We start from the raw sequence: 24,972 nt of genomic DNA, 5'->3' as shown, positions 1-24,972 counted from the left end.
GGGTTCAGCGTAGGACATGGGGAGCGGGCCGCACGGCGACGTGAGGACGGGGCGGCGGCCGAATGCGGCCCTGATCCGCCGTGATCCGCGTGGCCCGCCCACTGATCCACCCCCGTCTCGGCGGCGCGAAACGGGGGCGGGAAATCGCTCTATCGTGGTGGTTCCGGCGACGGTGCCTTGGTGCCGGGGCGAACGGGCGGTGCGCTCCGCGCGAGGGAACCGAGCGCGGATCTCGCTGTTCTGGGTGCGGATCTCGCTGCCGGTGCTGGCGGGTCAGCGGGCCGCGAAGGTCCAGACCGCGTGGCTTCCCGGTCCGACGACGAGGGTCGACGTGCCGAGGCGTTCCACGTGCCGGTGGGAGACCGGGCGGTTGAGCGACATGTCGATGCCGCGCAGCCCGGTCTCGCCGATGGGGACGACCTCGAACGCGAGCGTCGTGCCACCACGCAGCGCGATCGCGCCGCCGGGGAAGGACTTCACCGTGAACCCGCCCGCCTTGAGCAGCGGCACCGTATTCCCGAGGTCGCGCGCGGTGACCGCGAGCCGGATCTCCGTCACGTCCCGCATCAGCCGGTCCCGGTAGTCGTCGGGAAGATAGCGCTCCCTGCCGACGTCACCGGGATAGGCCGGTGGCTCGGTGTTGCCGCGCGGGTCGGCGAAGTACTCCGGCCGGTACTCCATCCCCCAGGTGCCGAAGGTGTCGTACTCGCCGGTGGTGAAAACGCCGTCGAACCACGGAACGGGAATCCCGTCGCCGAAGTCGCGGGTTTGCTGAAACAGCAGCGGATCGGTGATCCCGAGCTCCGGCAGCCGGTCGATCACGGTGGCCAGGTCGCCGGACCGTTCGACCGAAACGGCCGCGCCTGCCGAGCCGAGTTCGCCGTCCTTTCCGGGAAGATCGCCGACTCCGAACAGTTCCACGTAGGTCTGCCTGCCCAGCAGGTAACGCCCGGTCCAGACCTGTCCGTCAGCGCCTGTCGTCGTGCGCACCTGAAAATTGGCGAAGTCGCGCAGGTAGCCGGAATGCTCGATGGCATCGGCGGTTTCCCTGTCGAACACCCCGTAGGCATGGTTGAAGAACAGCAGCTGACGGGCCACGGGATGCCCGTCCGGCGAGGAAGAAGACGGCGTCGCGGCCCCGGTCAGCGTACCGGCGAGCACGAAAGCGAAGACGGCGGCCAGTACAGTGCTCGTGCGCGACATCCGGCGAATCAGCATGGATGCGAGCGTAAGCCGTGCGGGGCGGGCCGTCTCGGGCATCGGCCCAAACTCGCCGAATATGCGCCGTTCGTCGCAACGGCCGGCGGCGAATCGGACCCGCCCTTTTCCGGAATTGTTTCCCCGGTGACAGAGCTTGCCGGTCAGGGGCCGAGTAGTTCGCGGGCCGCCGCGATCTCGGCGGCAGGGTCGCTGGCGAGATCGATCACCGGCAGCGAACCGAGATCGTCGCGGAGCAATCCGGCGTCCTTGAAAAGCAGGTCGTCGGGGAAAACGGTGAAGTGATCGCTCATCCAGCTCTGTCCTGACGAGGCGGCGACCACGTCGAGAAACGTGGCGGCGTCGACCCCGTTGTCGGCCGCGATCCGCAGCATGCGCGCGGTCGAGACGGCGTTGAGCGCGCCGAGCGCGTTGTTGGTCAGCTTGAGTACCGCGGGAGCACCGTAATCCTCGGTGTCGAACACCTTTCCCGCGATGTCGGACAGCAGCGCGTCGTCGGCGGCCTCGCGCGGCGGGCCCGCGAGGAAGACGGTCATCGTGCCGTTGCGCGCTCCGCTCGCGCCGCCCGAAACCGGCGCCTCGAACAACCGCCAGCTTTCCGGAACACCGGCGGAAAGGGCGGTGGCGTCCGCGATACTCAATGTCGTCAGGACATAAACGGTGAGTGGTTTCCCGGCCCGGGCAATCAGTGATTCCATTGTGGATCGAACCTGCCCGGCCATCCTGACCGCGATGATGACGGTGTCGACGCCGGACCACTCGACGTCGCCGATGCCGGAGCAGGCGGGAGCCCCGGTCCGCTCGCTCCACTCCCGCGCCCGGCGCTCGTCGAGGTCGAGGCCGCGCACCGGCCTGCCGAGTTCGGCCAGCCTCGCTCCGGCCCCACCGCCGATGGGCCCGAGCCCGATGACGAGGTACATGATTCGTCCGTCCTTTCCGGATCGTGTTCAGGCGCCGCGCGATTGCCCGCCGTCGACGGTGACCGCCGTTCCGGTCACGTGCGCGGCTTCCGGCGAGGCAAGGAAGGCGATCACGGCGGCCACCTCGTCGGCGGCGGCGGGACGGCCGACGGGGATGGCCGCTTCGAGTTCGCGGGCCGCCGCGTCCTTTCCCGTTCCGGTGATGGTGGCGTAGGTCGTGACGAGTCCGGTCCAGCGCCCCGTACGGACGGGGCCAGGGCAGACGGCGTTGACGGTGATGCCCTCCGGCGCGAGACCTCGGGCCGCGCCGTTGGTCACCGAGACGAGTGCCGCGTTGGCGGCTCCCGAGACGACCATCCACGGATCGGGTTCCGCCCCCGCCGTTCCGGCGATGTTGACGATGCGCCCGTATCGCCGCGTCGTCATCGAGGGGATGACCGCGCGCATGAGCCGGACGGCACCGATCACCTTGGCGTCCAGCGCGGCCAGCCAGGCCGCGTCCTCGACCGTGTCCACTGTGCCCGCTGGGGCGCTGCCGACGGCGTTGATCAGAACGTCGACGTGCCCGTGCCGCGCGAGCACGTGCCGGACGGCCGCGATACACGAACCGTCGTCGAGTACGTCGAGCGCGACGGCGTCGGCGTCCGGGCCCAGTTCGGCCACGGCGCTCGCTCTGCGCTGTTCGTCTCTTCCGCCGATCGTGACGACGTGTCCCGACGCGACGAGACGGCGCGCCGTCGCGAGGCCGATTCCCGAGGTTCCTCCCGCGACGAGCGCGACGGGCGGCGATTCCGGCGAAGGTCCACTGGTCATGAGCGGTAGTCGAGGTCGAGGTCGGCGACGTCCTGGTCGTCGAGGTTGACCACGATGTTGTCCGGTGTCCGGGTGGTCAGCCACACCAGTTCCTCGGTCTTGCTCGCGTTGCCCTCGATGTGCGGGACGAAGGGCGGAACGTAGACGAAGTCGCCTTCCTCGAGGTAGACCACGGTCTCGTACCGCTGCCCGTACCGGATGAACCCCCTGCCCTTGAAGACATAGCCGCCGGTCTCGGCCTCCCCGTGGTGGTGGGGAGCCGAGATCTCGCCGGGTCCGGTGTGGACCTTGCCGAACCACAGGCCCTCGACCTGGCTGTTCTCGGTGCTCACCCCGGAGACCCTGCGCGCGTTCGGGGTTTGCCCCGGCGCCTCGGCGAGTTCGCCCTTTCTGTTCACGACGAGCGGTTTGAGGTTGCCGGTTGTCATGCGTTGTCCTTTCCGGTGGTGAGAGTGGTGAACGAGGCGAGGTCGACGCCGCGTTTGTCGGCGAGCGGCAGCAGCGCGAGCGCGGAGGCGACGAGGATGCCGACCGTGACCCACATGACCGTCCTGCTGCCGCCCGCTTCGGTGAGCGCGGTGGCGGCCATCGGGGCGGGTGCGGCGAAGATGAGGTTCGCGAAGGTGAGTGACAGCGCGGAGCCGGAGAACCGGGTCGAGGTCGGGAACTGTTCGGCGAAGAGCGCGGGCTGTGCGCCGAAGCCGAACTGCACCGAGCCCAGCGCGAGGATGACCACGGCCATCGCGGGGCCGACGGCGCCGGTGTCGGCGACGGGGAAGAACAGCAGGACCCCGGCCAGGCAGCCCGCGATGCCGATCAACAGTACGTTCTTGCGGCCGATCCGGTCGCTGACCCAGCCGCCGAGGACGCAGAACACCACCGAGACCCCGTTGGCGACCATGAGGATCAGAAAGCCGTCATTGCTGGAGACGCCTTGATCGGAAAGGTAGCTCAGCCCGTAGACCGCGATGAGGTAGAAGGTGAGCGCCGGACCGCCCCAGCCGACGGTGAGCTGGGCGATCTTGAGCGGTTGCTGCGCGAGCACCTTGAGCCCGTTGGGTTTCTCGGCCTCGCCTTCCCGCTTGTGCACGACGAACGCCGGTGTCTCCTCCAGTTTCATTCTGATGTAGACGCCGACGGCGACGAGCAGAATGCTGGCGAGGAAAGGAATACGCCATCCCCAGGCTTCCCAGTTCTCCGTTGACAGGACTGAGGTGAGCAGAACCAGCGTGAGGTTGGCGATCACCTGGCTCAGCGGCGAGCCAACGTTCATGAGCGAGCCGAGTACGCCTCTGCGGTTTCCCGCGGCGTGCTCCATGGTCATGAGCTGCGCTCCGGTGGCCTCGCCACCCAGCGCGAATCCTTGGATGAATCGCATGACCACCAGGAGCACCGCGATGGCGACTCCCTGTCCTGTCGGCAGTAGACCGATCACAATGGACGATGCGCCCATCGCGATGAAGGTTCCGAGGAGGATGGGCCTGCGGCCGTACCGGTCACCGAGATGACCGAAGATCAGGCCGCCGAGCGGTCGTGCGACGAAACCGACGCCGAACGAAGCGAACGAGGCGAGCAGTGAGCCGGTCTCCCCGAGACCGCTGAAGAACAAAGCGGGGAAAAGGGTCGCCGACAGCGCCCCGTAAATGGCGAAGTCGAACCATTCGAGAGTGGAGCCGAGCGTTCCGCTGACCACCGCCCTTGTCTGCATGGGGCGATGTTCCCGCCGGTCGTCCTCTGCGGCGACCGCGGAGGCGGAAGGTGGAAACCGAGTCATGATGTTCCCGCATTCTGCTGATCTTCACGGAATACGACGTTGTCGCGAAGACGGTTCTCGTCGTTGAGTCTGACCTGAGGCTAACCGTCATATGGAATGACGTGCAAGAAATTCTTCTATATGGAAAAACTGATGGTCAACATCTGTGGGCACCTTGTATCGGCCGGGTCGCCCACGGTTGCGAAAGTCCCGCGCGGAACGCGAAAACGGGAGTATGCGGCGAAAATCCGGACGCGTGGACCCTGGCTCTGACGGGTACGATCCCGTCACGGCATGGTGTCGCCGCCGTTGGGAGAGAAGGTCTGTCCGGTGTAGAACGCACCGCCTTCTCCCAGCAGGAAACAGATCGTGCGCGTGACGTCGGCGGGCTCGCTGAACCGGCCGAGCGGAATGCGGGCCCGTTGCCCTTCGAGGTGCGCGGAGGGCATTCGCCGCACTCGCTCGGTGAGGACGACGACCGGCGCGACCGCGTTGACGGTGACGTTGTCGGCCGCGAATTCGGTTGCCAGCGCGCGGGTCAGGCCGATGATGCCTGCCTTGGCCGCCGCGTAGGCGGAATCGTTGTCGGCGCCGCGCAGTCCGAAGATCGAGCTGGTGTTGACGACGCGGCCACCCGCCGCCCTCATGAGCGGCATGACGGCTCGGCACAGGTAGAAGGCCGACGTCAGATTGGCATCGACGAGGTATCGCCAGTCGTCGTCGGTGAGTTCGGCGAGCGGCTTCAATCTGTTGTCGCCAGCGAGGTTCACCAGGCCGAACGGTGGTCCGTGCCGGGCGGTGACCGACTCGATCGTCGCGGTGACGGAGCCGCTGTCGGTCACGTCGACGACCTGTCCCGTCACGCCGGGTATCGCCGAGGTCAGCCGGTCGAGCCCTTCGGCGTGCCGGTCGAGCGCGCTCACCGTGAAGCCGCGCTCGACGAGGTCGCCGACGAGCTGGGTGCCGAGTCCTCCCGCCGCGCCGGTGACGACGACGTGCCTGTCCGTCACGGCGCGGGGTGGGGAGTCATCGTGAAGGCGGTGTCGGCATCCCCGCCGGTCACCGGCAGGGTGCGAATCGGGGAGAACGAGGTGGGATACATGATCTTGTTCCGCATCGTCATGATCATCGGGCGGATGATTTCAAGGCAGGACTGCCACTGCTCGTCGCCGGCGAGCGTAGCCCTTCGCCGCCTGCGGTCTTCGAGGTCGGCGTAGGCCCACAGGTGGGTGAGTTCGTTCTGCGTTCCGAACTCGGTGACGAAGTAGCCGAGAAATCCGCCGAGAATCGGCCGCTGGGCCGGTAACCCGATGTTCTCGTAGGCGTCGAGATAGTCGGCGAGTTTCACGCCGGTGTGCAGGACGTAGGTCCGCTGTTCGACAAGCATTGCTGGTCCTCCGTTCGCCGCGCGGGCGAGGCGCGACCGGTCGGTGCGTGGTGGCAAAGCCACTACGCAAACTAGCAGCGACTTCCATGATAAGGAATGCGCATGGTAGTTTTCCTTTATGCGGAAAGAGTCTGAGGGCGCGCACACGCTACAGTCCGTCTCGAACGCCCTGCGGCTGATCATGCTGTTGCGCACGCGGGCCGACATCGGGGTGACCGACGCCGCTGGTCACCTCGGCGTCGGCGCCTCGACGGCCCACCGGCTGCTGGCCACGCTCCAGCAGCACGGTTTCGTCGAGCAGACCCACAGCGGCCGCCGGTACCGGCTCGGTCCCTCGATGACGACGTCCAGCGACACCCAGGCGATCGACCACTGCGTCGAGGTCGCCTACCCGTTCATGCAACAGCTGCGGGACGACTCGCAGGAGACCGTGCACATCTCGGTACTCAACGGCGCGAAGGCGAAGTTCGTCGCCGCGATCGAGTCGCCGCTGATGATGCGCGTCGCCAGCAGGGTGGGCCTGAGTATTCCCGCGCATTCCTCCGCGGCGGGGAAGGTATTGCTCGCGCAGCTCGCCGCCGACGAACTCGCCGAGCTGTACCCGAGGGAACAGCTTTCCGGCGAGACCGAGGTGGGCATCCACACGCGAACCGCGTTGCTGCGCGAGCTGGAACGGGTGCGTTCCGACGGATTCGGACGCAACATCGGCGAATCCGAGGAGGGGCTGGCCGCGCTCGCGGTGCCCATCGCCCGCCCGCACGCGCGCGGTGTCTGCTCGCTGACGCTCACCGGGCCGCTGTTCCGGTTCAACTCCGATCCCTCGGCCGGAGTCGCCGATCGTGAGCACGAACTGCTCACGATGCTGCTCGGCTACGCGGCGCAGATCAGCAAGAAACTGGCCTACTGACTTTCCTCACGGCAGGTGTTCCCAGAAGCCGAGCTGATGCCGCGCCACGTAGTCGGTGCCGCCGATCGCGCGGGGAGCCAGCGACTGCACGTGACCGGTGCCGGACTCCGGCCATACCGGGAGGCCGGGGGTGGCGGGGTCGCCGTTCGCGGCGAAAGCCGCCCAGTACCTGTTCATCGCCTCGCCGAGTTCGCGCTGTTCCGCCGACAGCGCGGGACCGCCTCCCGCCAGGTCGAACTGGTACCCGAGTTCGCTGCCGTGCTGGGCTCCCGAGGGAAATCCGGGCAGCGGGAGGAGCGCGGGGGCGCCGGTGTCGGCGAATTCGTAGAACCAGGTCCTGGTGTGCGCGGCGAGGGCGAGCGCCAGTTCCCACGCTGGCCGGGCCCAGGCCCGGTCGGTGCTGACCTGTGCCATGGCCAGACTGGGCGAGGGATAGTCCGTGAGCGGGTACCGCGCGGCGACCTCGTCCGCGTGCTCGCCGAACGCCTCGGCAAGCAGGCGGGGATAGCGCTCGGCCGTCACCGGGTTTCCCGCGAGGTCGGCGAAGAGCCCGACGAAGAAGCGAGCCTCGTCACGGGTGGTGCCCAGCAGGACCGGCACCCGGTGGAAATTTCCCTCCCGCATGACGGCGGCGGGGTCGCGCGGCAGTACTCCGCCGTCACCGAAGGCGGGCCTGATGAAGTCCCCCGACCCGGCGAGCAGTTCCTCCGAGGGAACCTTCCGCAGGGCCGCCATGGCGGACATAGGGTCCGCGCTGGAGGAGACCCAGCCGTTGGCCACGGCGGCCTCGGCGCCGAACCGCTCCAGTTCCGCGACCGGAGTCCATCGTGGAGGGAGCGCGGGAACGCCGGGAATGAGGGTGTTCGCCGGAGTCGGGCCCAGTAGCGCGAACGCGCTTTGCACGATCGCCCTGTGGAAAAGGTCCTTGGACGCGGGCGCGCACAGGTGCGCGGCGACCGTCTGCGCGCCGTAGGACTCGCCCATGAGGGTCACGTTCCCTGGGTCGCCGCCGAAGCGCGCGATCTCGTCGCGGACCCAGCGCAGTGCCGCCTGCTGGTCCTGGAGGCCGAAGGTGCCGCTTCCGGGCAGTCCCGGGTAACCGAAGCAGCCGAACACGCCGAGCCGGAACCGGGGCGCGACGACGATGACGTCGCCGGTGATCGCGAGCCGGTGCGGGTCGCACTCCGAGGGCGAGCCGTTTGTTCCTCCGCCGCCGTGCAACCACACCACCACCGGGCGCGGGGTGTTTTCGGTGCGTTCGGCTGCCGGAACGGTGACGTCGACGGTCAGGCAGTCCTCGTCGAGGCTGGTGACGTCGGCGAAGGACCGGGCGAGCTGGGGCGCGGGCCTGCCGGGTTCCGTCGCGTCCCTGACTCCCTCCCACGGTTCGACGGTGACGGGCGCGCGCCAGCGCCGGTCACCGGAAGGTGGTGCGGCATAAGGGATCGCCATGAACGAAAGGTGCTCGTCGTGCCGGACACCGCGGACCTTGCCGCCGCTCAGGGACACGGTCACGTGCTGGGTCATCGAGGGGCCTCCCCGGCCGGTGTGTGCCGCCCCGGTGCGGGGTGACCGAATAACAATATAATCATATTGCTACGATAGGGCGCTGAACCCCCGGCTGTCGCGTGGGTTTTCGAAGGGAGGTGGGTTCAGTGGCCGTGCGTGGTGAACACCGTGGCGATGGTGGTGCGCAGTATTTTCTCGGCGGGGAAGCCGTCCTTTCCGGACAGTGCGATCTGGTCGGCGAGGCCCTGGACCGTCGCGAGAATTCCGCGTGCCGCGAGCACCGGATCGACCTCAGGTCCGACCTCGCCGCGTTCGATGCCGTGCTCGACCATGCCGGAGACGTAGCCGAGGATGTCTCCGCCCGACCTCCGCGCGACCTCGGCCAGCCGCGCGTCATGCATGGCCTGGGTTCGCAGACACTGCCGGACGCGGTACTCGACCTCGCGCTCGCCGTCGAGCGGCAGCAATTCGGCGAGACAATCGAACAACACGCGCCCGGTCGGCGCGCTGCCTCCCGTCGTGAGCCTGGCTCGCACGCGTTCGCTCATGCCGCTCAGCGCGTCGTCGTAGGCGAAGCGCAGCAGCGCGTCCTTGCCGCTGAAGTAGTGCTGGATCAGTCCGACCGAGACTCCGGCCTCGGCCGCCACCTTGGCGAAGGTCACGCCGGTGAACCCGACCGTCGCGAGCAGACGCTGGAAAGCCAGCGCGATCTGGTGACGGCGCTGATCGTGATCGGCAACCCGGGGCACCCCGATATCGTATGGCCATATTGCTTCCGGCTTCCGCCCGGCTACTCACCCGCCAACCTCGATCGGACACCGACATGGACGCAAGCCCGCACGACAACTCGCCGAGCAGCCTTCGCGACGACCTGCGCGGCAGCTTGAAGGCCGCGCTCAAGGCGCGCGACAGGGGAGCGGCCTCCGCGCTGCGGTCGGCGCTCGCCGCGATCGACAACGCCGAAGCCGTCCCCGAGGGAGAGCCGCTTGGCGGTGGCGCGGAAAGCGAGCACGTCGCGGGCGCGGCCTCGGGAGTTGGTTCCACGGAAGCGCGGCGCAGGGCGCTCACCGGTGCCGACATCAGGACCGTGGTGGAGAACGAGGTGCGGGAACGCAGGGCGGCGGCGCTGGAGTACGAACGGCTCGGCCGCGCCGAACCCGCCGAGCGGCTCCGCGCCGAAGCCGCCGTACTGGAGCGGCACCTCGAACCCGGGAGCGACGAACGTACCTGACGGAGCACGAGTCACCGGCAGCGCTCGGCCGAGGCCGGATGTGCCTCTCGCGTGCGTGAGCGCGAATCTCGCCGCCCCGGACGCGGATCTCGCCGTCCCGAGTGCGGATCTCGGCGTTCTGGACGCGGATCTCGCTAGCCGGTGCTCCAGGTGACGTGCAGGGCCCGCGGCTTACGGAACACCAGGCCACGCGGCGCCGAAGGCCGGGCGGGATCGGTGGCCAGCTCAGGCAACCGCAGCACCTCGCGCAGGGCGACCAGCGTTTCGGTGCGGGCCAGCTGCGCCCCGATACAGAAGTGCGGGCCCTTGGCGAAGGCGAGATTGCGCCTCGCGTTCGGCCGGTGCGGATCGAACGAGTCCGGATCGGGGAAAACGGCGGGATCGCGGTTGGCCGCGCTGATCGAGACGGTCACCAGGTCTCCGCGCTCGATCGTGGCGCCACCGAGTTCCACGCCGGTGGTGGCGTAACGGTCGACGATCGCCGCGGCGGGTTCCAGCCGTACCGACTCCTCCACGACGGCAGGCAGCAGGTCCTCGTCGGAGCGGGCGGCGGCGAGCAGATCCGGCCGGTCGAGCAGGTGCAGCACCGCGTTGGTGATCATGCCTTCCGTGGTGTCGATGCCACCGAACATGAGCACCGCCGCATTGGCGACGACTTCGGCCGGGCTGAGCCGCTCGCCCGCGGCGACCAGGATCGAAGCCGGGTCCCGCTCGGCGAGAGTGCGCAGAACGCTTGTCCTGAGCTCGTCCATCGCCGCCACGCCCGCGTCGCCGCGTGGCCGCCCCGCCGTCACCTCCGACACCGCATCGACGATGGCGGCATACCAGGACAGCACCGTCGCCGCGTCGACGTCGGTGAGTCCCAGCGCCTCCGCGACGACCGCCACGGCGAGCGGCCCCGCGAATTCGGCGCGCAGGTCGGCTGCGCCCTTCGGGCGCATCGTGGCGAGCAGTCGCTCGACGTGGTCTTCGATGACGGCGGTGAACCGGCCCCTGACCTCGGCAGGCCGGAAGGGGTGGGTGAACGGTTCCCTGTGCCTCGCGTGTTGCTCGCCGTCGAGCGAGAGCATGCTGGGCCCGACGACCCGCGCCGTCGAGAACCGGGGATCGTCCACTGTGAACGTCGCCGGATCGCGCAGTACCTTTTCGGCGAGCTCGTGGCTGGTGACCAGCCAGCCCGACAGCGAGGGAAGCCACGACACGGGCTCGCCGCCCCGCAGGGCGGCGAGCAACGCGTGCGGGTCGGCCTCCAGTTCCGTGATCGACGCCGAGGCTCCGACCGGGAACCGTTGCCGCGAACCGGATGTCACAGACCGGCCGTCCTCAGCCACTCGGCGGCGACCTTGTCCGGATCCTCCTTGGCCGTGACGACCTGCTGCATCATGTCGAGCAGCATCGGAGTGTCCAATTCGGCCGAGACCGCGTTGAGCGTGTCCCGGATCGTGTCGGTCAGCGCGGGCTCGTACACCAGCGGCGTGACGTTCTGAGCGCTGAACAGGTTCTCGGGGTCGTCCAGCACCACGAATTCGTCGGTCGCGACGGCGGGATCGGTGGTGAACAGGTTTGCCACGTCGATGTCACCGGCCTTGAGCGCGTTGATGGTGACCGGACCCGCGGTGTCGAGTGAACGGAACTCCCGGAACTCGATGCCGTAGACCTCCTTGAGGCCGACGGAACCCTGCCTGCGGGTCTTGAACTCCGGCGGCCCGCCGAGGATCAGCTCGCCCGCGACGGGTTCGAGGTCGGCGATGGTCCTGAGGTTGTACCGGTCCGCTGTCTCCTTGTGCACGACGAGCGAGTCCTTGTCCTCCGCCGCCGCGGAGTCGAGCAGCGTCAGCTCCTCCGGCAGCTTCTCGTTCAGCTCGGCGTTGACCGTCTCGGTCGTGTCGGCCGTCGAGGTGTCGTCGAGGTAGGCCAGCAGCGCCCCGTTGTACTCGGGAAGCACGGTCAGCTCACCGCCGCTGACGGACTTGTAGATGACCTCCCTGCTGCCGATGTTGAGCTTCTTCTCGACGTTGACGCCCTTGGCTTCCAGCGCCTGCGCGTAGATCTCACCGAGCAGGACGTTCTCGGGGAAGTTGGCCGAGCCGACGACCACGGTGCCCTCTGGAGCGGGCGTGCCCGCACCCTCGGTGTCCTGCAACGGATTGTCCCCGCCGCCACCGGAGCACGCGCCGAGCGCGAAGGTGGCGACCATGCCCAGTGCCGCCGCGGTCCGGAACCTGCCTGCGCGGGTGGGTCTTTTCATGATCTCTCCATTCATGAGGTGCTCTCCCTGTGCAGCACGCCCTTTGCGACGACGGTTTTGCGCAATACCAGGAAGATGAGGGTGACGATGACGGCCAGCAGCACCACGCATCCTGCGCCGCCGACGACGAGCTCGTAGTCCTGCCGAGCGAGCCCGTCGAAGATGAACCTGCCCAGACCTCCCATGCCGACGTAGGCCGCGATGGTCGCGGTGGACACAATCTGGATCGCCGCGGTGCGCAGTCCGAGCAGGATCAGCGGCAGCGCGACGGGAATCTCCACTTTGCGCAGCACTTCCGGCCCCGTCATGCCCATGCCCTGCGCGGCGTCCTTGAGTTGCGCGTCGACGGATCTGATGCCCTCGTAGGTGTTGACGAGAATCGGGGGAATCGCCAGCGCCACCATCGCGGCGACGACCGGTTGCAGCCCGATGCCGACGGCGAGCACGACCAGCATCACGACACCGACGGTCGGCAGCGCGCGGGCGAAGTTGGCCAGCGTCGCGGCGATGAATCCGCCGCGTCCGGTGTGGCCGGTGAGCAAGCCGAACGGAATGCCGATGGCGGCGGCGATGAGCAACGAGAGCGCCGAATAGTAGGTGTGCTCACCGAATCTGGCCGGAATGCTGTCGGGCCCCGACCACTGGGCCGGCTGGCTCAGCCAGTCCCAGAACAGCGTGAGTATGTTCATCGGCTCGTCACCCTCGCTCGCGCCCACGGGGTGAGCAGCCGTTGCGCCAGCACCAGCAGCGCGTCACAGACGAAGGCCAGCAACACGGTCAGCACGATCCCGACGATGATCTCGGTGGGAAAGTCCCGCTGGAACCCGTCGGTGAACAACTGACCGAGCCCGCCGAGCCCGACGAGCGCGGCGACACTGACCATGCTGATGCTCGACACGGTCGCGACCCTCAGCCCGGCCATGATGACCGGGACCGCGATGGGCAGTTCGATCTGCACGAGCCGCCGGGTGGTGCCGAACCCCATCGCCGTGGCGGCCTGCCTGCTGGCGTCGGGAACGGAACGGAGCCCGTCGACGACGTTGGGGATCAGCACCGAGAACGTGTAGAGGGTGAGCGGGATGATCGCCGTCCACGCGGTGAGTCCGGTGTAGTCGATGAGGACGATGAACAACGCGATGGAAGGCAACGCGTACAACAGGTTCGCGCCACCGAACACCGGCGGATACAGTTTCGGCCACCGCACGCACAGCACTCCGAGCGGCACCGAGATCAGCAGTCCGAAAAGGACGGGGAGCAGCGCGAGATAGGCGTGCTGACCGGTCAGCTCCACCAGGTCGGGCACGTGGTCGGCGACCCAGTCCCATTTCACGTGACGCCGCCCCCGAACCCGCCGCGGATCGCGGCTCCCAGTTCTTCCTGGCTCACCACGCCGACGACCGCGCCACCGGAGTCGACCCCGACGGCGCTTCCCGCGGGGGAAAGCACCGCGGCGTCGAGCGCGGCCCGCAGCGAGTCGGTCTCGACGTCGAAGGGATGACCGATGGGATGAAGCGGGGCCTCACCGATCGTCGCCGTTCCCGCGAGGTCTTCCGTGGACACCCAGCCGAGCGGTTTCCGTTCGGCGTCGACGGCGAGCAGCCACGCCTCTTCCGCGGCGGCGCTCGCCGCGCCGGAGGACGGCGAATCGGCGGACAGCACCGGCTCGTCCCGCAGCGGCAGTCCTTTGGCCGCGAGGAAGGAGAGCCGCTTGATTCCCCTGTCCCTGCCGAGGAAAGCCGCGACGAACTCGTCGGCCGGATCGGTCAGCAGGGTTTCCGGCGAACCGAACTGCACGAGTTTCCCACCGGTGCGAAAGACGCCGATGCGATCGCCCAGTTTGATCGCCTCGTCGATGTCGTGCGTGACGAAGACAATAGTTTTACGGAGTTCGGATTGCAGGCGCAGCAACTCTTCCTGAAGTTCGGCGCGCACGACGGGGTCGACGGCGCTGAACGGTTCGTCCATCAACAGGACGGGCGGATCGGCGGCGAGCGCGCGTGCGACGCCGACGCGCTGCTGCTGCCCACCGGAGAGCTGGAACGCGTAGCGGGAGGCCATTGTCGACGGTAGGCCGACCCGCTCCATCAGCTCCATCGCGCGGGCGCGGGCCCGCTTTTTGTTCCAGCCAAGCAAATAAGGAACGGTGGCGATGTTGTCGACGATGGTGCGGTGGGGGAAAAGACCCACCTGCTGGATGACGTAACCGATCCCTCTGCGCAGCTGGGCCGGTTTGCGGGTGCGGACGTCCTCGCCGTCGATGCTCACCGTGCCGCTCGTTGGCTCGACCATGTTGTTGACCATGCGCAGCGCGGTGGTCTTCCCGCCGCCCGAAGTGCCGACGAAGACGGTGATCTCGCCGGCAGGGCATTCCACCGAGAGTTCATCCAACGCGACGGTGCCGTCCGGATAGCGCTTCGTGACGCGATCGTATGTGATCACGGCGCTCCTTCTCTCCGCGATTGCTCACCATGCGACCGTGGCCGGCGATGAATAAGAAGTTGCATACTTGTTCCCTCGGCTATGAAAGTCAAGGCGGTCAACCCGTGGCGAAGAACCCCCGCCGCTGGGAAATGGAGTCGTGTTCCTCCAGCCTGCGCTGGGTTCGCCCCGGCTCGGCATCGGCCATGGCTTGCAGGATGACCGCGGCCAGCGTCATAGGCGCCGCGTGCGAATCGAACACCGGACGAACACTAACGCCCGCGGCGAGCAGAACGTCAGCGAGTTCGCCGAACATGACAAGCGGCACATCCGTGATCACCGCGGTGCGCAGGCCGAGTTCCTTCGCTGTACGCAAGGTATCGAGGGCTTCACCGGCGTAGCGGGGTAAAACGAAGGCGAGCAGCCACCGGCCACCGGCCTGCTTCGTGTGCAGGACGCCCTCGTGTGCCGCGCTGCCGCCTTCGGTGATCAGCCGGACGTCGGGATGAATACGGTGCGCGGCGAAGGCGAAGTAGCGGGCGAGCGCGGCCGACACCCGCAGTCCCATGACGGCCAGCGGCAGCGACGAGGCGAGGTCCTTTCCGAGCCGCACGAGCGGCAACGGATCGGCGAGCATGGCGCGCAAGGCTTGCAGGTTCCCCAGTTCGGCGTCGACGGCGGCCTGGAATTCGTTGCGGCGTACGTCTTCCTCGGTTTCCTGAATGGCACCGAGCGCGATCGGGCGCAAGGCATCCCGGAGTTCGGGATACCCGGCGAATCCGAGCGCGGTGGCGAAGCGGGTCACCGAGGGCTGGCTGACGCCCGCTCGTTCGGCGAGTGCGACCGAGGAGAGGAACGCGGCTTCGGCCACATGATCCAGAAGGAACTGCGCTATTCGCCGCTGTGCCGGTGACAGTCTGCGCCCCTCGAACAGGCTGAGCAGTCTTTCCGATGCGCTAGTCACGACGGTTCACCACGGGGCCGCACATCCTCTTGCCAAAGTCGAATATCGCCATGCAGAGTCATGGAGTAGTGAATGGAAGTCAAGTAAGCCGCCCGCGCGAGGGCAGGTTGTCGCGGTGTTACGGGCGGATCGTGCTGAATGGGAGGCCGGATGACGACGGTGCACGGCATGGCCCCCGCGGTCGGCGGTGGCAGGGGAGACGGCGGGGGACGGCCGAGCGTCCTGCTGGACGGAACGGCACTGACGGTCGACGATGTCGTCCGCGTCGCCGACGGTGAGGTGTCCGTCGGCATGTCGGAGGAAGGGCGCGACCGGTTGCACAGGTCGTGGCTGGCCGCGCGTGAGGTCGTGACCCTGCGGCCGGTGTACGGCAGGACCACCGGCGTAGGCGCGAACCGTTACGAAGTCGTGGCCGGATCGGAGTCGGCCGGGGCACACGGACTGCGGCTGCTGCGCAGCCACGGCAGCGGCATCGGCGAGTTGCTGCCGCGCCGTCAGGTGCGCGCGATGCTCGCCGTCAGGGCCAACCAGTTGCTGCGCGGCGGCGCGGGCCTTGCTCCGGTCATCGCGGAAACGATGGTGGCCGTACTCAACGGCGGCGGGTATCCGGCCGTGCACGAGCACGGCGCGGTGGGAACGGGTGACCTCGGCCCGCTCGCCGAAGCCGGGCTGGCCTTCGCCGGTGAGGGGGCGTGGCTGGGGGAAGGAGCTCCGCCTCCGCCGATCCTCATCGAGGACGGCGACGCGCTCGCCCTCATGAGCAGCAACGCGCTGACGATCGCGCAGGCGGCACTGGCCGTCGGTGCCGTGAGGGGCGCGCTTCGCGCGACGATCCCGGTCGCGGCACTGACCCTCGGCGCGGTGGACGGTTCGACGGAGGCGTACGCGCCGGAAACCCACCACGTGCCGCAGGCGGGTGCCGCGCTCGTCGCCGTCGAGATGTTGCGCCTGCTCGGCGCGGAACCCGCGCAGGGCCGCCGGTTGCAGGATCCGTTCGGGCTGCGCTGCCTTCCCCAGGTGCACGGTCCCGCGCTCGACGCGCTCACCGACGTCGAATCGGTACTCGCGGCCGAACTCAACGCGGCCAACGAGAATCCGCTGATCGTTCCCGCCCCCGGCGGGCCTGCCAAGGTCCGCCACCACGGCGGCTTCCACACCGCGCAGCTCGCGCTCGCGCTCGACCGGTTGCGGCTGGCCCTGCTGGGCACCGCCCAGTTGTGCGCGGCGCGGTTGTCGATGCTCACCGACCCCGAGATGACCGGGTTGCGGCCGTTCCTCGCGGCGGGGCCGCCGGCGAGTTCGGGGGTGATGCTGCTGGAGTACGGAGCCGGTTCCGCATTGGCCGAACTGCGGGCGGCGGCGTTTCCGGCGACCCTCGGGCACATCGTGCTCTCTCGCGGGATCGAGGAGCACGCGAGCTTCGCCTCGCAGGCGGCCCGGCAGTCACTGCGGGCCGCGACGTCCTACCGGCTGGTGCTCGCGTGTGAACTGGTCGCCGCGGTGAGGGCGCACCGGCTGAGGGGTGGAGGGCCCGATTCCGCTCAGCCGGTGCGCGAGGCGTTCGAACTGGCCGACCGGATGCTCGACACCGATGTCGAGGACCGGCCGCTTTCGGCCGACGTCGAGCGGGCGGATGCGTTGCTCGACCCCATCGCGGCCACGCTCGCTCGATAATCCACTGTGGAACTATCGGCCGCCCGGGCTCAGTTCTTGTCGAGCGGGCGCAGTTCGTCGGCGTAGGACAGCGACACCCGTCGCAGCACGCCTCCTTCGCCGATCGCGTACTGGCCCATGCGCCACAGCGGCGGCGAGTACGTGTGCACCGAGACGCTGCGCCGCGCGTGCCCGGTCAGCCGGTGGATGTGATCGGGACCGAAGCTGAACACGTTCCCCGCCGAGATCCGCGTTTCCATGTTGGGCAGGAACACCGTGAGGTTGTGCTCGACGAGTTCGCCCTCGGTGACCGCGACCGCGCCGGAGGAGATCTCGTGGTCGTGCCAGCCGGTGTCGTTGTCGGGAGTCCAGCACAGCACCCAGACGTCGACGTGCGCGTCCCTGTGCAGCGAGACGTAGTGCCGCTGGTCGTCGCTGAAGGCGACGTGTGGCCGCCACACCTCCGGTGTGCTCGCCAGCGTCGCGGCGAGGCTGCGCAGTTCGGCCTCGTCGAGGTCCCTTCCCGGCAGCGTCGAGAGCGTGAGCCCCTCAGGGCACGCGGCGAGCGGGCTCGCCAGCCTCGCGGGCACGACGGCACGCGAGGCGCCATCCTGCTGTAGCCGGGTCACGGTCATGGTGTTCCTCCTTCGAGTAGGCGGCGAGGGTTGGCGCGGCGGATCGCCTGCCACGCGGCCTCACCGAGTTCCGGATCGCGAGCCTCGGCGTAGGGACGATCGCTGCCGAGTACGACGGGGTCGATGCCGAGCACGCGCACGAGCGCGTCGATCGCGCGGGGACCGTAGGAGGAGATGTCGACGAACGTGCTGGGGTCGATCTTCTCGAAGTCACCACCGCGCGCGGTGAGGCGTTCGTGATGCACCGGCGCGAGACCGGCTCCCGCGGCGAAGCAGATCCGCAACCTCGGGAACGAGGTCCTTCCAGCCGCGTGCCACGACCACCACGCCGCCTGCTGCTGGGCGACGTAGTCGACGACAGGGGCCCACCAGCCGGGGACCTTTCCCGGAGGCGGTGCCGCGCCTCCCGGGTGGACGAGCACGGGACGGTCGCGCCGCTCGCACTCGGCGAGCAGTTCGCCGACGCGTTCCAGCGCCGAGGGAGTCGCCATGGCGTCGGCGGGGATCTGGAGACCGGCGCAGCCTCGGTCGAGCGCGGCGGCGACGTGCCGAGGATCGGGTTCGGTCATCGACGTGGCCGCCCAAGCGCCGAACGGCTCTGGGAGAGCGAGCGCGCCGTCGTGCCACGCGTCGAGCAGCGGAGCGGCCTGGGCGGCCGGCAGCCATTCGATGCCGAGCGGGCTCGACAACGACACGAGCACCCGGTCGGCGTCCTCCCGCTCGCGCTTCACGCGCTGCGCCGGATCGTGGTCGGCCGGGTCGACCTGGTAGGGCGGCTCTCCCGTCAGGTGGAGGGTCCAGCCTGCCAGCATCGGCGGCTCGCGTCGTCGCCGCAACGCGGAGATGAACTCGGGTGGCCACAGATGCTGGTGCACGTCGATCGCGGGGTCGAGCAAGCAGAACTCCTTGGAGTGTCGAGGTGAAGCGGTTCAGTGAACCGCTTCAGTGAAGCGGGTAAGCGGCGCGGATGTCAACGGGCTCGCCGACGGGCTCGCCGTCGGCGGGTTACGCTGCCCGGGTGCCGCAGCGCCGCAAACGCCCCACGATCAAGGACATCGCGGAGGAGACAGGACTGTCGTCCGCCGCTGTCTCCTATGCCCTGCGTGGCCTGCAAGTACCGCCGGAGACTCAGCGGCGGGTCAGGGAGGCCGCGGACCGCCTCGGCTACGAGGCCGACCCGATCGCGAGAGCCCTCGCCAGCGGCCGGACCGGCACCATCGGAGTGTTGTGCAGTTCACTGGAGGACCTGTGGCAACAGGGGTTCGCCAGCACCCTCGGCAGGCGGTTTCTCGCGGGCACGCGCAACGCGCTGATCGTCGACGCGGCGGCCGACCCCGAGCGCGAGGTCTCACTCAGCAAGTACCTGCTCGATCAGCGAGTCGACGCGCTGGTGACGATCCCCGTCGATCCGGCGTCGCCGCACTGGGCCGACGCGGCCCGCAGGACCGTGCTCGTCGCCGTCGGCGATCCACTGCCGGGAGCCGCGACGGCGGCGGAGGTGGTGTTCGACAACGGACTCGCCGTCGCCGACGCGCTGAAGACACTGCGAGGAGAAGGACACACCGAGGTACTCGTGCTCACGCCGGGCCCGAAACTGCGGCGGCACCGGCCTGCCGAGAAGCTGGTGCGGGAACTGGCGAGGGAACTCGACGTGACCCTGCGCGTGCGCACGTGCCCCAACGCGCTCGCCGGTGCCGCGGAGGTCGCGCGCGCGGCGCTGGCCGAGCGGCCCCGGCCGACGGCGGCGTTCTGCCTCGCCGACTCCATCGCGTACGGGGTCTACGACGCCGCCCGCGATCTCGGCATCGGCATTCCGGATGATCTCTCCGTCATGGGATTCGACGATCACCCCGTCTCCCGGCTGCTCACCCCTTCGCTGTCGACCTACCGGTGGGACGTCGACATCGTCGCCGAGGCGGTCGTCGAGCGGGTCGGCAAAGCGCTGGACACCAACCGGCGCAGCAAACGGACACTCGTGACTCCGCAGCCCCGGCATCGCGATTCGGTGAGTGCGGCCAAAAGCTGAGCGCGCCGCTCACCGCGAGGCGACCACGATCCCGTACTCGTGGATCTTGCGGTAGATCGTCGCCCTCGAAATGCCGAGCAGTTTCGCCGCGCGGGCCTTGTTGCCGTCGGCCTCGTCGAGACCGCGCACGATCGCGTCCCTTTCGAGGGTTTCGAAGCGGTTGAGCGGGCGCCGGGTGATCGTCTGATACTCCGCCGGAAGATCGCCGGGCTGGATGGTTCCGGTGCGGCGGCGTTTCGAGACCTGGCGCAGCACCTCGTGAAGCTGCGTGACGTTGCCGGGCCAGCTCGCCCTCATCAGCAGGTGCAGCGCGGCCGGAGAGCAGCGCAGCCTTCCACCGGCAGAGAGCTTGCCCAGCAGCAGCGGAACCAGTTCGCCGAGGTCTTCGACGTGCCTGCGCAACGGGGGAACCGCGACGCTGTGCGGGAAGAACGCCATCAATTCGGCCAGGCCGGGCTCGGTCTCGGCGTCCGGGATGAGCGTGACCGCGATCCACGGTGTCGCGCCGCTCTCGCCCGAGCCGGCCTTCGCCTGGCGCAGCGCGTCGGTCAGCACGCGCAGCGCGGCAGGGTCGAGCCGGTCGACCTGGCGCACCAGCAGGGCGTCCACCGCCTCGTCGGCGAGTTCGCGGCGCAACAGCGCCGCCCAGTTCGCGCCCGCGTGCGTGCCGTCCAGTACGCGCAACCGTCCGGAGGGGTTGCGTCGCTGGTGCACCCCGGCGGCGAGCGTCGCCCTGCCGGAGCCGTCCTCGCCGGTGAGCGCGAGCCATTCGCCCCTGGCGCGGGTCGCGTCGACCTCGTGCGCGCATCGCGACCAGGAAGGGGCCGAGCCGACGACCCCCGGCAGGAACATGGGCAGCGGCGGAGTGGTGGTGGCGCCGGTGTCGTCCTGTCCGCCGTCGACGTGCCGGGTGTCGATGAGGTGCACGCTGAGCACGCCGCCCGCGACCTGCCCCTCCCGCGCGCCGGGCACGCTTCTGCTGTACATCCGCACCCTGGTGCCCGTCGACAGCGTCGCCGTCGTCGTCGCCCGTTTTTCCTCGGCCAGTTCCTGACTCGCCCTCGCCAGCAGCAGCGACTGGTCAGCCGGATGCAGAAGCTGGCGGGCGCGGTCGTTCATCATCACGATGTCGTCGTTGAACGCCATCACGATTCCCGTCGTGCGGCGGCACGCTTGCAGATAGGACTGGAACAGCATCAGCTCGCGGACGTTGCTGTGGGCGAGCAGCGCCTGCCTGACCTGTTCGGCCGCCGTCCTCGCGAGCGCGACGAGCAGCCCGCCCGCGTTTCGCCGCCAGCAGGTGAGGTCGACGGCGCCGATGGTCTTTCCCGAGATGGGGTGCTGGATCGGAACTCCCGCGCAGGCGAGGTTTTCCAGGTTCTCGGCGTAGTGCTCGTGCCCGAAGACGTGGGTCGGCTGGCCGTCTTCGAGCGCGGTGCCGATGCCGTTGGTGCCCACGAAGCGTTCGCCGTAGCTGAATCCGGGGACCAGCTCGACCGACTCCAGGTGTGAGCGCAGGTCGCCGTCCCCGGTGCGCTGGGTGAGCACGACACCGCTCTGATCGGTGAGGATGAGACTGATGGGCTGGCCCTTGAGCTGGTCGCCCAGCCGCCGCAACACCGGTTCGGCGCCCCTGATCAGCGGTGTGTCGAGGTCTTGGTCGCCGGTGTAGGGCAGGTCGATCCGGTCGGCTGGCACCTCGAACTCGGCCGAACGCCACCACGAGGCGAGTATCGCCTCGCGGACCCGGTGGGGCTCGACGCTGTGCGAGGTCAAGAACTGGATGCGGGTGCGCGCCAGTCCGTCCTCGTCGGGTCGAACGGTGCGCCCGCTCACCGGCGCGACGTCCACCACGTGGCCTCCTGCCTCTCCCTCGGCTGCGTGCCGTGAGGGACAGCATAGGCGTTGGCCTGCCGGTGGCCTGTCTCAAAATCGAAACCCGCCACGGCGTGGCGAAGCATCCGGGAATTGTCGTGGGAGCCCATCGATTTCGCGAGGTACCGTGCCGGATTCCCGTTGGAAGGCGGGAAAGCGGCGCCGCGCGATTCCACATGGGACAGCTTGCCGGTTTCCGGCAGACCATCGAGTTCCGCACTCGGGTCGGCGAGGTCCGCGTTCAGGAGCGCGAGATCCGCATTCAGGTCGGCGAGGTCCGCATACGTGTTCGGAAGCCGAAAACCGGGACATCGAGGAGGACCGTCATGCCGCAATCGCTCCGGACGACCTGCTCGGAGTGACATCGCCGGTGTGGTTGGTGCGGGTTGTTGCTTCCGGTCGACGTAGTAACGGATTCCACCAAGGCGGCGCGCTCTTCGCACCTCGCTCCCCGCGCAGGTACCCGGATTTCCCTCTCCTGAGCGGAAAACGTCAGCCTGAGCGCAGAACTCGGCGGCCTGAGTGCGGATCTCGGTGACCTGAGTGCGGGACTCGGCGGCCTGAGTGCGGGACTCGCGCAAGGGCGCGGGACTCGCCACGCTCGGCGAGTCCCGCGTACACCGGACCATCACATCTCGATCGGGCGCCCACCACGTTCCCCGCGGACGCCGATGCCGCCCCGCCGAGCACCCACCATCCCCGCCGAGCACCCACCATCCCCGTCGGGCCCTGGCAGACCCACCAGCTCGCGAGCGCCTGGCACATCCCCGGTCAGGCGCCCACGACCCCGTCACCACACGCCAGTCACGACACCCCGGTCACCACGTGCCCGGTCACCGCACGCCCGGTCAGGGGATGTAGACCGCCGCCGCTTCGGTGCCGGCGACCTCGTCGGCGGCCTGCTGGTTGGCCGCGACCAGGTTCCACCCGGTCCGCCTCGGCGCCACCCCTGACGCGTTCCACTCCGCGAGCAGCAGCGCGACCTTCGACTGCATCTCGGTGCGCAGCCGGAGGAACGAATCGGCGGGGTCTCCACCGACCTGCCCCAGCAGCAACCACCATGCCCACGCCGCGGCTCCCGCGTTGGCGACGAAGTCGGGAATCACCGGGATTCCCCGCCGGGTGAGCATGTCCTCGGCTTCGGGCGTCGTCGCCGCGTTGGCGGCCTCGACGACGACCTTTGCCGCGACGTCGCCGACGTTGTCCTCGGTCAGCGCGTAGGAGATGGCCGCGGGCACGAGGATGTCGGCTTCCGTCGCCACAACGGCCGACCTCGGCAGCCGCTGCACCTCGGCGGGAACCCGCGTCCGGTCGATCTCGCCGTAGGCGTCCCTGAGTTCGAGCAGCGCGGGAACGTCGAGCCCGTCCGGGTGGTAGAGCGTTCCGGCCGCGTCGGCGACGGCGACGACGCGCATACCGGCCTCGTGCAGGTACCAGGCCGCGCCGCCGCCCATCGTCCCGATGCCCTGGATGGCGACCGTGGTGCCGGAGGTCTCCCAGCCCCACGCGCTGGCCGCGCCGAGGCATGACTGCGCCACCCCGTAGCCGCCGACGACGTCGCCGAGCAACAACCCGCCCGGCACCGGGGCGTTGAGCCCCGCCCGCACCCTGCGCAACGTGCGCTCGGGATGCGTCGAGCGGCTGATCGCCGCGTGATACGACTGCTGTAGGCCCAGCCTGGCGAACACGTCGTCGATGAGGTGCTGCGGGACTCCGAGGTCTTCGGCGGTCACCCAGTGGTCGTCCAGCCATGGCCGCATCGCCTGGCAGAACCGTTCGAGCACGCCGACGGCCCGTGGATCCTTCGGGTCGAAGTCGATACCGCCCTTCGCGCCACCGACGGGAAGGTTGAACGTCGCCGTCTTGGCGGCCATTCCCCTGGCGAGGTCCTCGACTTCGGTGATCGTGCAGCCCGCTCGCATGCGGGTGCCTCCGGTGGCCAGCCCTGACACCAGCGTGTGCACGACGAGATACCCGTGGGCGCCGGTGACCGGGTCGGTCCAGGTCAACCGCAGCAATGGCTCGCGGCCGTTGGGGTCGGCCTGATCGTGCCCGACGACCGGGCGCTCGCCCACGCCGTCCGGAAGCCCGACCGGGTCGTGCATCGTGGTCACCGCACTCACCTCCGCATCAAGTGTTTCTGCCGTCGTACTCGCCGCCACCACAGTCCGACGGCACGCCTGTGCCCACCGGGCCCACCGCGCGGGATCGGTGTGGAAAGTGTGTGAGCTGCGAGAATCCTGTGTGACCGCCGTGTTGGGGCCGATACTCACAGCCTGAGCCCCAGCCGGTCGTGGCGTCCAGTTAAGGATCATGGACGGTGATGTTCACGCTTCCTGCACAACCCGGTCGTGGGACGGTGAACGCCCCTCGGTTCGCCTACAGCGCGGGGTGGCACGCTACGCATACTCTTGGCCGCATGGAGCTTTCGTTGCAGCGCTTGCGGATGCTTCGGGAGTTGCATCGCAGGGGCACGGTCACCGCCGCCGCCACCGCGTTGCACTACACCGTTTCTGCCGTGTCCCAGCAGCTCGCTCAACTTGAACGGGATGTGGGGGCGAAACTGTTCGAACGACTCGGCCGCCGAGTCCAGCTCACCGACCTGGGGATGCTGCTCACCGAACACGCCGAGGACATCCTCGGTTCGGTCGAGCGGGCGACGCTGGCGCTGGAGGAGGCGCAGGACGCGGTGGCCGCGCGGCTGACGGCGGGGGTGTGGGCCTCGGTGGCGTCGGGTTTACTGCCTTCGGCGCTGACGTCGCTGGCCGCCGAGCACCCCGGCATCCAGGTCAGGACCAAGGAACTGGCCCCGGAGGACACCGCGGGCGCGGTCAGGGACGGGAGTCTCGACTTCTCCTTCGTCATCGACTACTCGGATTACCCCATGCCGTGGGACCCGGCGCTGACGAGGGTCGTGATCGCGGTGGAGCGCCTGCACGCCGCCGTGCCGACGGGGACCGTCCCCGGCGGCACCATCCCGCTGACGGTGCTGGCCGAACACCCGTGGATCCTGGCTGGACCCCGTTCGCATTTCGGCCGCGCGGTCCGGATCGCCTGTCAGCGCAATGGTTTCGAGCCGAAAATCAACCACGAGGTCGGTGAGCAGGCCACCGCGCTCGCGATGGTCGCCGCCGGTCTCGGGGTCACGCTCGTGTCCGATCTCGGGTTGACGCTGAGGCCATCGGGTGTGGACATCCTGAGTGTCACCGAACCGGTCATGCGCACGGTGTCCATCGCCCACAGGGCAGCGGCGGCGCGGCGGCCGTCGCTGCAATTCGTCATCGAGGCGGTGCGGGCCGCCGCCGCCGAGAAAGGGCTCGGCGCGTCGTCGGCGTTACCGTGACCCGGTGTCCGGGTGACACCGGGGGGACCGTGAGCTCGCGTTCGCCCCGTTCCCGCCGTTCCGGACGCGGAT

At 69.0% G+C, this 24,972-nt stretch carries 24 protein-coding genes; 5 read left to right on the top strand and 19 right to left on the bottom strand.

The genetic code is table 11. The annotated features are described in order from the left end of the window. Window positions 1–273: 273 nt before the first annotated feature. The 7 genes from BAY61_RS19190 to BAY61_RS19160 form a co-directional block, all read right to left on the bottom strand. Window positions 274–1,218 (bottom strand): DUF5829 family protein, encoded by a 945-nt coding sequence (locus tag BAY61_RS19190; RefSeq protein WP_176879825.1) that lies wholly within the window; start codon window positions 1,216–1,218, stop codon window positions 274–276. Window positions 1,219–1,361: 143 nt separating this feature from the next. Beyond that, complete coding sequence (locus BAY61_RS19185) at window positions 1,362–2,138, bottom strand: NAD(P)-binding domain-containing protein (RefSeq protein ID WP_091808329.1); 777 nt, start codon at window positions 2,136–2,138, stop codon at window positions 1,362–1,364. Window positions 2,139–2,165: 27 nt separating this feature from the next. Then, window positions 2,166–2,951, bottom strand: a complete 786-nt coding sequence (locus tag BAY61_RS19180; protein WP_091808330.1) for an SDR family NAD(P)-dependent oxidoreductase — start codon at window positions 2,949–2,951, stop codon at window positions 2,166–2,168. Then, a complete protein-coding gene (locus tag BAY61_RS19175; protein ID WP_091808332.1) occupies window positions 2,948–3,379 on the bottom strand; it encodes a cupin domain-containing protein in 432 nt (143 codons plus the stop codon). Before BAY61_RS19175 ends, BAY61_RS19180 begins: the two co-directional genes overlap by 4 nt. After that, complete coding sequence (locus BAY61_RS19170; protein WP_091808334.1) at window positions 3,376–4,725, bottom strand: MFS transporter; 1,350 nt, start codon at window positions 4,723–4,725, stop codon at window positions 3,376–3,378. Before BAY61_RS19170 ends, BAY61_RS19175 begins: the two co-directional genes overlap by 4 nt. Before the next feature lie 266 nt (window positions 4,726–4,991). Then, complete coding sequence (locus BAY61_RS19165; protein WP_091808335.1) at window positions 4,992–5,714, bottom strand: SDR family oxidoreductase; 723 nt, start codon at window positions 5,712–5,714, stop codon at window positions 4,992–4,994. Next, window positions 5,711–6,091 carry an NIPSNAP family protein gene (locus BAY61_RS19160; protein WP_091808337.1) on the bottom strand — a complete coding sequence of 127 codons (381 nt, stop codon included), beginning with the start codon at window positions 6,089–6,091 and terminating at the stop codon, window positions 5,711–5,713. Before BAY61_RS19160 ends, BAY61_RS19165 begins: the two co-directional genes overlap by 4 nt. A 118-nt stretch (window positions 6,092–6,209) precedes the next feature. Here BAY61_RS19160 and BAY61_RS19155 point away from each other — a divergent pair, with 118 nt between their 5' ends. Continuing rightward, window positions 6,210–6,998, top strand: a complete 789-nt coding sequence (locus BAY61_RS19155; protein ID WP_245865243.1) for an IclR family transcriptional regulator — start codon at window positions 6,210–6,212, stop codon at window positions 6,996–6,998. A 6-nt stretch (window positions 6,999–7,004) separates the two neighbouring features. Here BAY61_RS19155 and BAY61_RS19150 read toward each other — a convergent pair whose 3' ends face one another. Both BAY61_RS19150 and BAY61_RS19145 read right to left on the bottom strand, forming a co-directional pair. Beyond that, entirely contained in the window at window positions 7,005–8,525 is a 1,521-nt protein-coding gene (locus tag BAY61_RS19150) for a carboxylesterase/lipase family protein (protein ID WP_091808338.1), read from the bottom strand. A gap of 125 nt (window positions 8,526–8,650) precedes the next feature. Further along, window positions 8,651–9,256, bottom strand: a complete 606-nt coding sequence (locus BAY61_RS19145) for a TetR/AcrR family transcriptional regulator (protein ID WP_091808340.1) — start codon at window positions 9,254–9,256, stop codon at window positions 8,651–8,653. A gap of 74 nt (window positions 9,257–9,330) precedes the next feature. On the opposite strand from BAY61_RS19145, the gene BAY61_RS19140 reads away from it, so the two are divergent. Next, window positions 9,331–9,738, top strand: a complete 408-nt coding sequence (locus tag BAY61_RS19140) for a GatB/YqeY domain-containing protein (RefSeq protein ID WP_091808341.1) — start codon at window positions 9,331–9,333, stop codon at window positions 9,736–9,738. 134 nt (window positions 9,739–9,872) lie between these two features. On the opposite strand, the gene BAY61_RS19135 is transcribed toward BAY61_RS19140, so the two are convergent. The 6 genes from BAY61_RS19135 to BAY61_RS19110 all read right to left on the bottom strand — a co-directional run bounded on the left by BAY61_RS19135 (window position 9,873) and on the right by BAY61_RS19110 (window position 15,368). Next, window positions 9,873–11,048 (bottom strand): cytochrome P450, encoded by a 1,176-nt coding sequence (locus BAY61_RS19135; RefSeq protein ID WP_091808343.1) that lies wholly within the window; start codon window positions 11,046–11,048, stop codon window positions 9,873–9,875. Continuing rightward, the gene (locus tag BAY61_RS19130) at window positions 11,045–11,986 is read right to left on the bottom strand and encodes an ABC transporter substrate-binding protein (RefSeq protein WP_091808344.1); all 942 of its coding nucleotides are present in this window, start codon (window positions 11,984–11,986) and stop codon (window positions 11,045–11,047) included. Before BAY61_RS19130 ends, BAY61_RS19135 begins: the two co-directional genes overlap by 4 nt. Window positions 11,987–11,997: 11 nt before the next feature. Continuing rightward, on the bottom strand, window positions 11,998–12,675 hold the full coding sequence (locus BAY61_RS19125) for an ABC transporter permease (RefSeq protein WP_091808545.1): 678 nt from the start codon (window positions 12,673–12,675) through the stop codon (window positions 11,998–12,000). Further along, window positions 12,672–13,316, bottom strand: a complete 645-nt coding sequence (locus BAY61_RS19120; protein ID WP_091808346.1) for an ABC transporter permease — start codon at window positions 13,314–13,316, stop codon at window positions 12,672–12,674. The genes BAY61_RS19125 and BAY61_RS19120 overlap by 4 nt, the downstream gene beginning before the upstream one ends. Next, window positions 13,313–14,425: an ABC transporter ATP-binding protein gene (locus BAY61_RS19115; protein WP_091808348.1), complete on the bottom strand. Its 1,113-nt coding sequence runs from the start codon at window positions 14,423–14,425 to the stop codon at window positions 13,313–13,315. The genes BAY61_RS19120 and BAY61_RS19115 overlap by 4 nt, the downstream gene beginning before the upstream one ends. 97 nt (window positions 14,426–14,522) lie before the next feature. Further along, window positions 14,523–15,368: a MurR/RpiR family transcriptional regulator gene (locus BAY61_RS19110; RefSeq protein WP_091808350.1), complete on the bottom strand. Its 846-nt coding sequence runs from the start codon at window positions 15,366–15,368 to the stop codon at window positions 14,523–14,525. Between the two features lie 150 nt (window positions 15,369–15,518). Here BAY61_RS19110 and BAY61_RS19105 point away from each other — a divergent pair, with 150 nt between their 5' ends. Beyond that, on the top strand, window positions 15,519–17,042 hold the full coding sequence (locus tag BAY61_RS19105) for an aromatic amino acid ammonia-lyase (RefSeq protein ID WP_245865240.1): 1,524 nt from the start codon (window positions 15,519–15,521) through the stop codon (window positions 17,040–17,042). A gap of 29 nt (window positions 17,043–17,071) precedes the next feature. Here the strand turns inward: BAY61_RS19105 and BAY61_RS19100 are convergent, their stop codons facing one another. Together BAY61_RS19100 and BAY61_RS19095 are read right to left on the bottom strand one after the other, a co-directional pair. Continuing rightward, window positions 17,072–17,656: a cysteine dioxygenase gene (locus BAY61_RS19100; protein WP_091808352.1), complete on the bottom strand. Its 585-nt coding sequence runs from the start codon at window positions 17,654–17,656 to the stop codon at window positions 17,072–17,074. After that, the gene (locus tag BAY61_RS19095; protein ID WP_091808354.1) at window positions 17,653–18,552 is read right to left on the bottom strand and encodes an amidohydrolase family protein; all 900 of its coding nucleotides are present in this window, start codon (window positions 18,550–18,552) and stop codon (window positions 17,653–17,655) included. Before BAY61_RS19095 ends, BAY61_RS19100 begins: the two co-directional genes overlap by 4 nt. 122 nt (window positions 18,553–18,674) lie before the next feature. On the opposite strand from BAY61_RS19095, the gene BAY61_RS19090 reads away from it, so the two are divergent. After that, complete coding sequence (locus tag BAY61_RS19090; RefSeq protein ID WP_245865238.1) at window positions 18,675–19,682, top strand: LacI family DNA-binding transcriptional regulator; 1,008 nt, start codon at window positions 18,675–18,677, stop codon at window positions 19,680–19,682. Window positions 19,683–19,691: 9 nt separating this feature from the next. On the opposite strand, the gene BAY61_RS19085 is transcribed toward BAY61_RS19090, so the two are convergent. Continuing rightward, entirely contained in the window at window positions 19,692–21,536 is a 1,845-nt protein-coding gene (locus tag BAY61_RS19085) for a sigma-54-dependent Fis family transcriptional regulator (protein ID WP_091808357.1), read from the bottom strand. An 869-nt stretch (window positions 21,537–22,405) separates the two neighbouring features. Further along, window positions 22,406–23,671, bottom strand: a complete 1,266-nt coding sequence (locus BAY61_RS19075; RefSeq protein WP_245865236.1) for a Glu/Leu/Phe/Val dehydrogenase dimerization domain-containing protein — start codon at window positions 23,669–23,671, stop codon at window positions 22,406–22,408. A gap of 305 nt (window positions 23,672–23,976) precedes the next feature. Here BAY61_RS19075 and BAY61_RS19070 point away from each other — a divergent pair, with 305 nt between their 5' ends. After that, window positions 23,977–24,900 carry a LysR family transcriptional regulator gene (locus BAY61_RS19070; RefSeq protein WP_091808360.1) on the top strand — a complete coding sequence of 308 codons (924 nt, stop codon included), beginning with the start codon at window positions 23,977–23,979 and terminating at the stop codon, window positions 24,898–24,900. The last annotated feature ends 72 nt before the right edge of the window (window positions 24,901–24,972 follow it).

This window comes from Prauserella marina, from assembly GCF_002240355.1.
In the GTDB taxonomy this organism is placed as follows: Bacteria; Actinomycetota; Actinomycetes; order Mycobacteriales; family Pseudonocardiaceae; genus Prauserella_A; species Prauserella_A marina.
The sequence above is the reverse complement of the archived record's forward strand: the minus strand, read 5'-3'. Positions and strand labels throughout refer to the sequence as shown.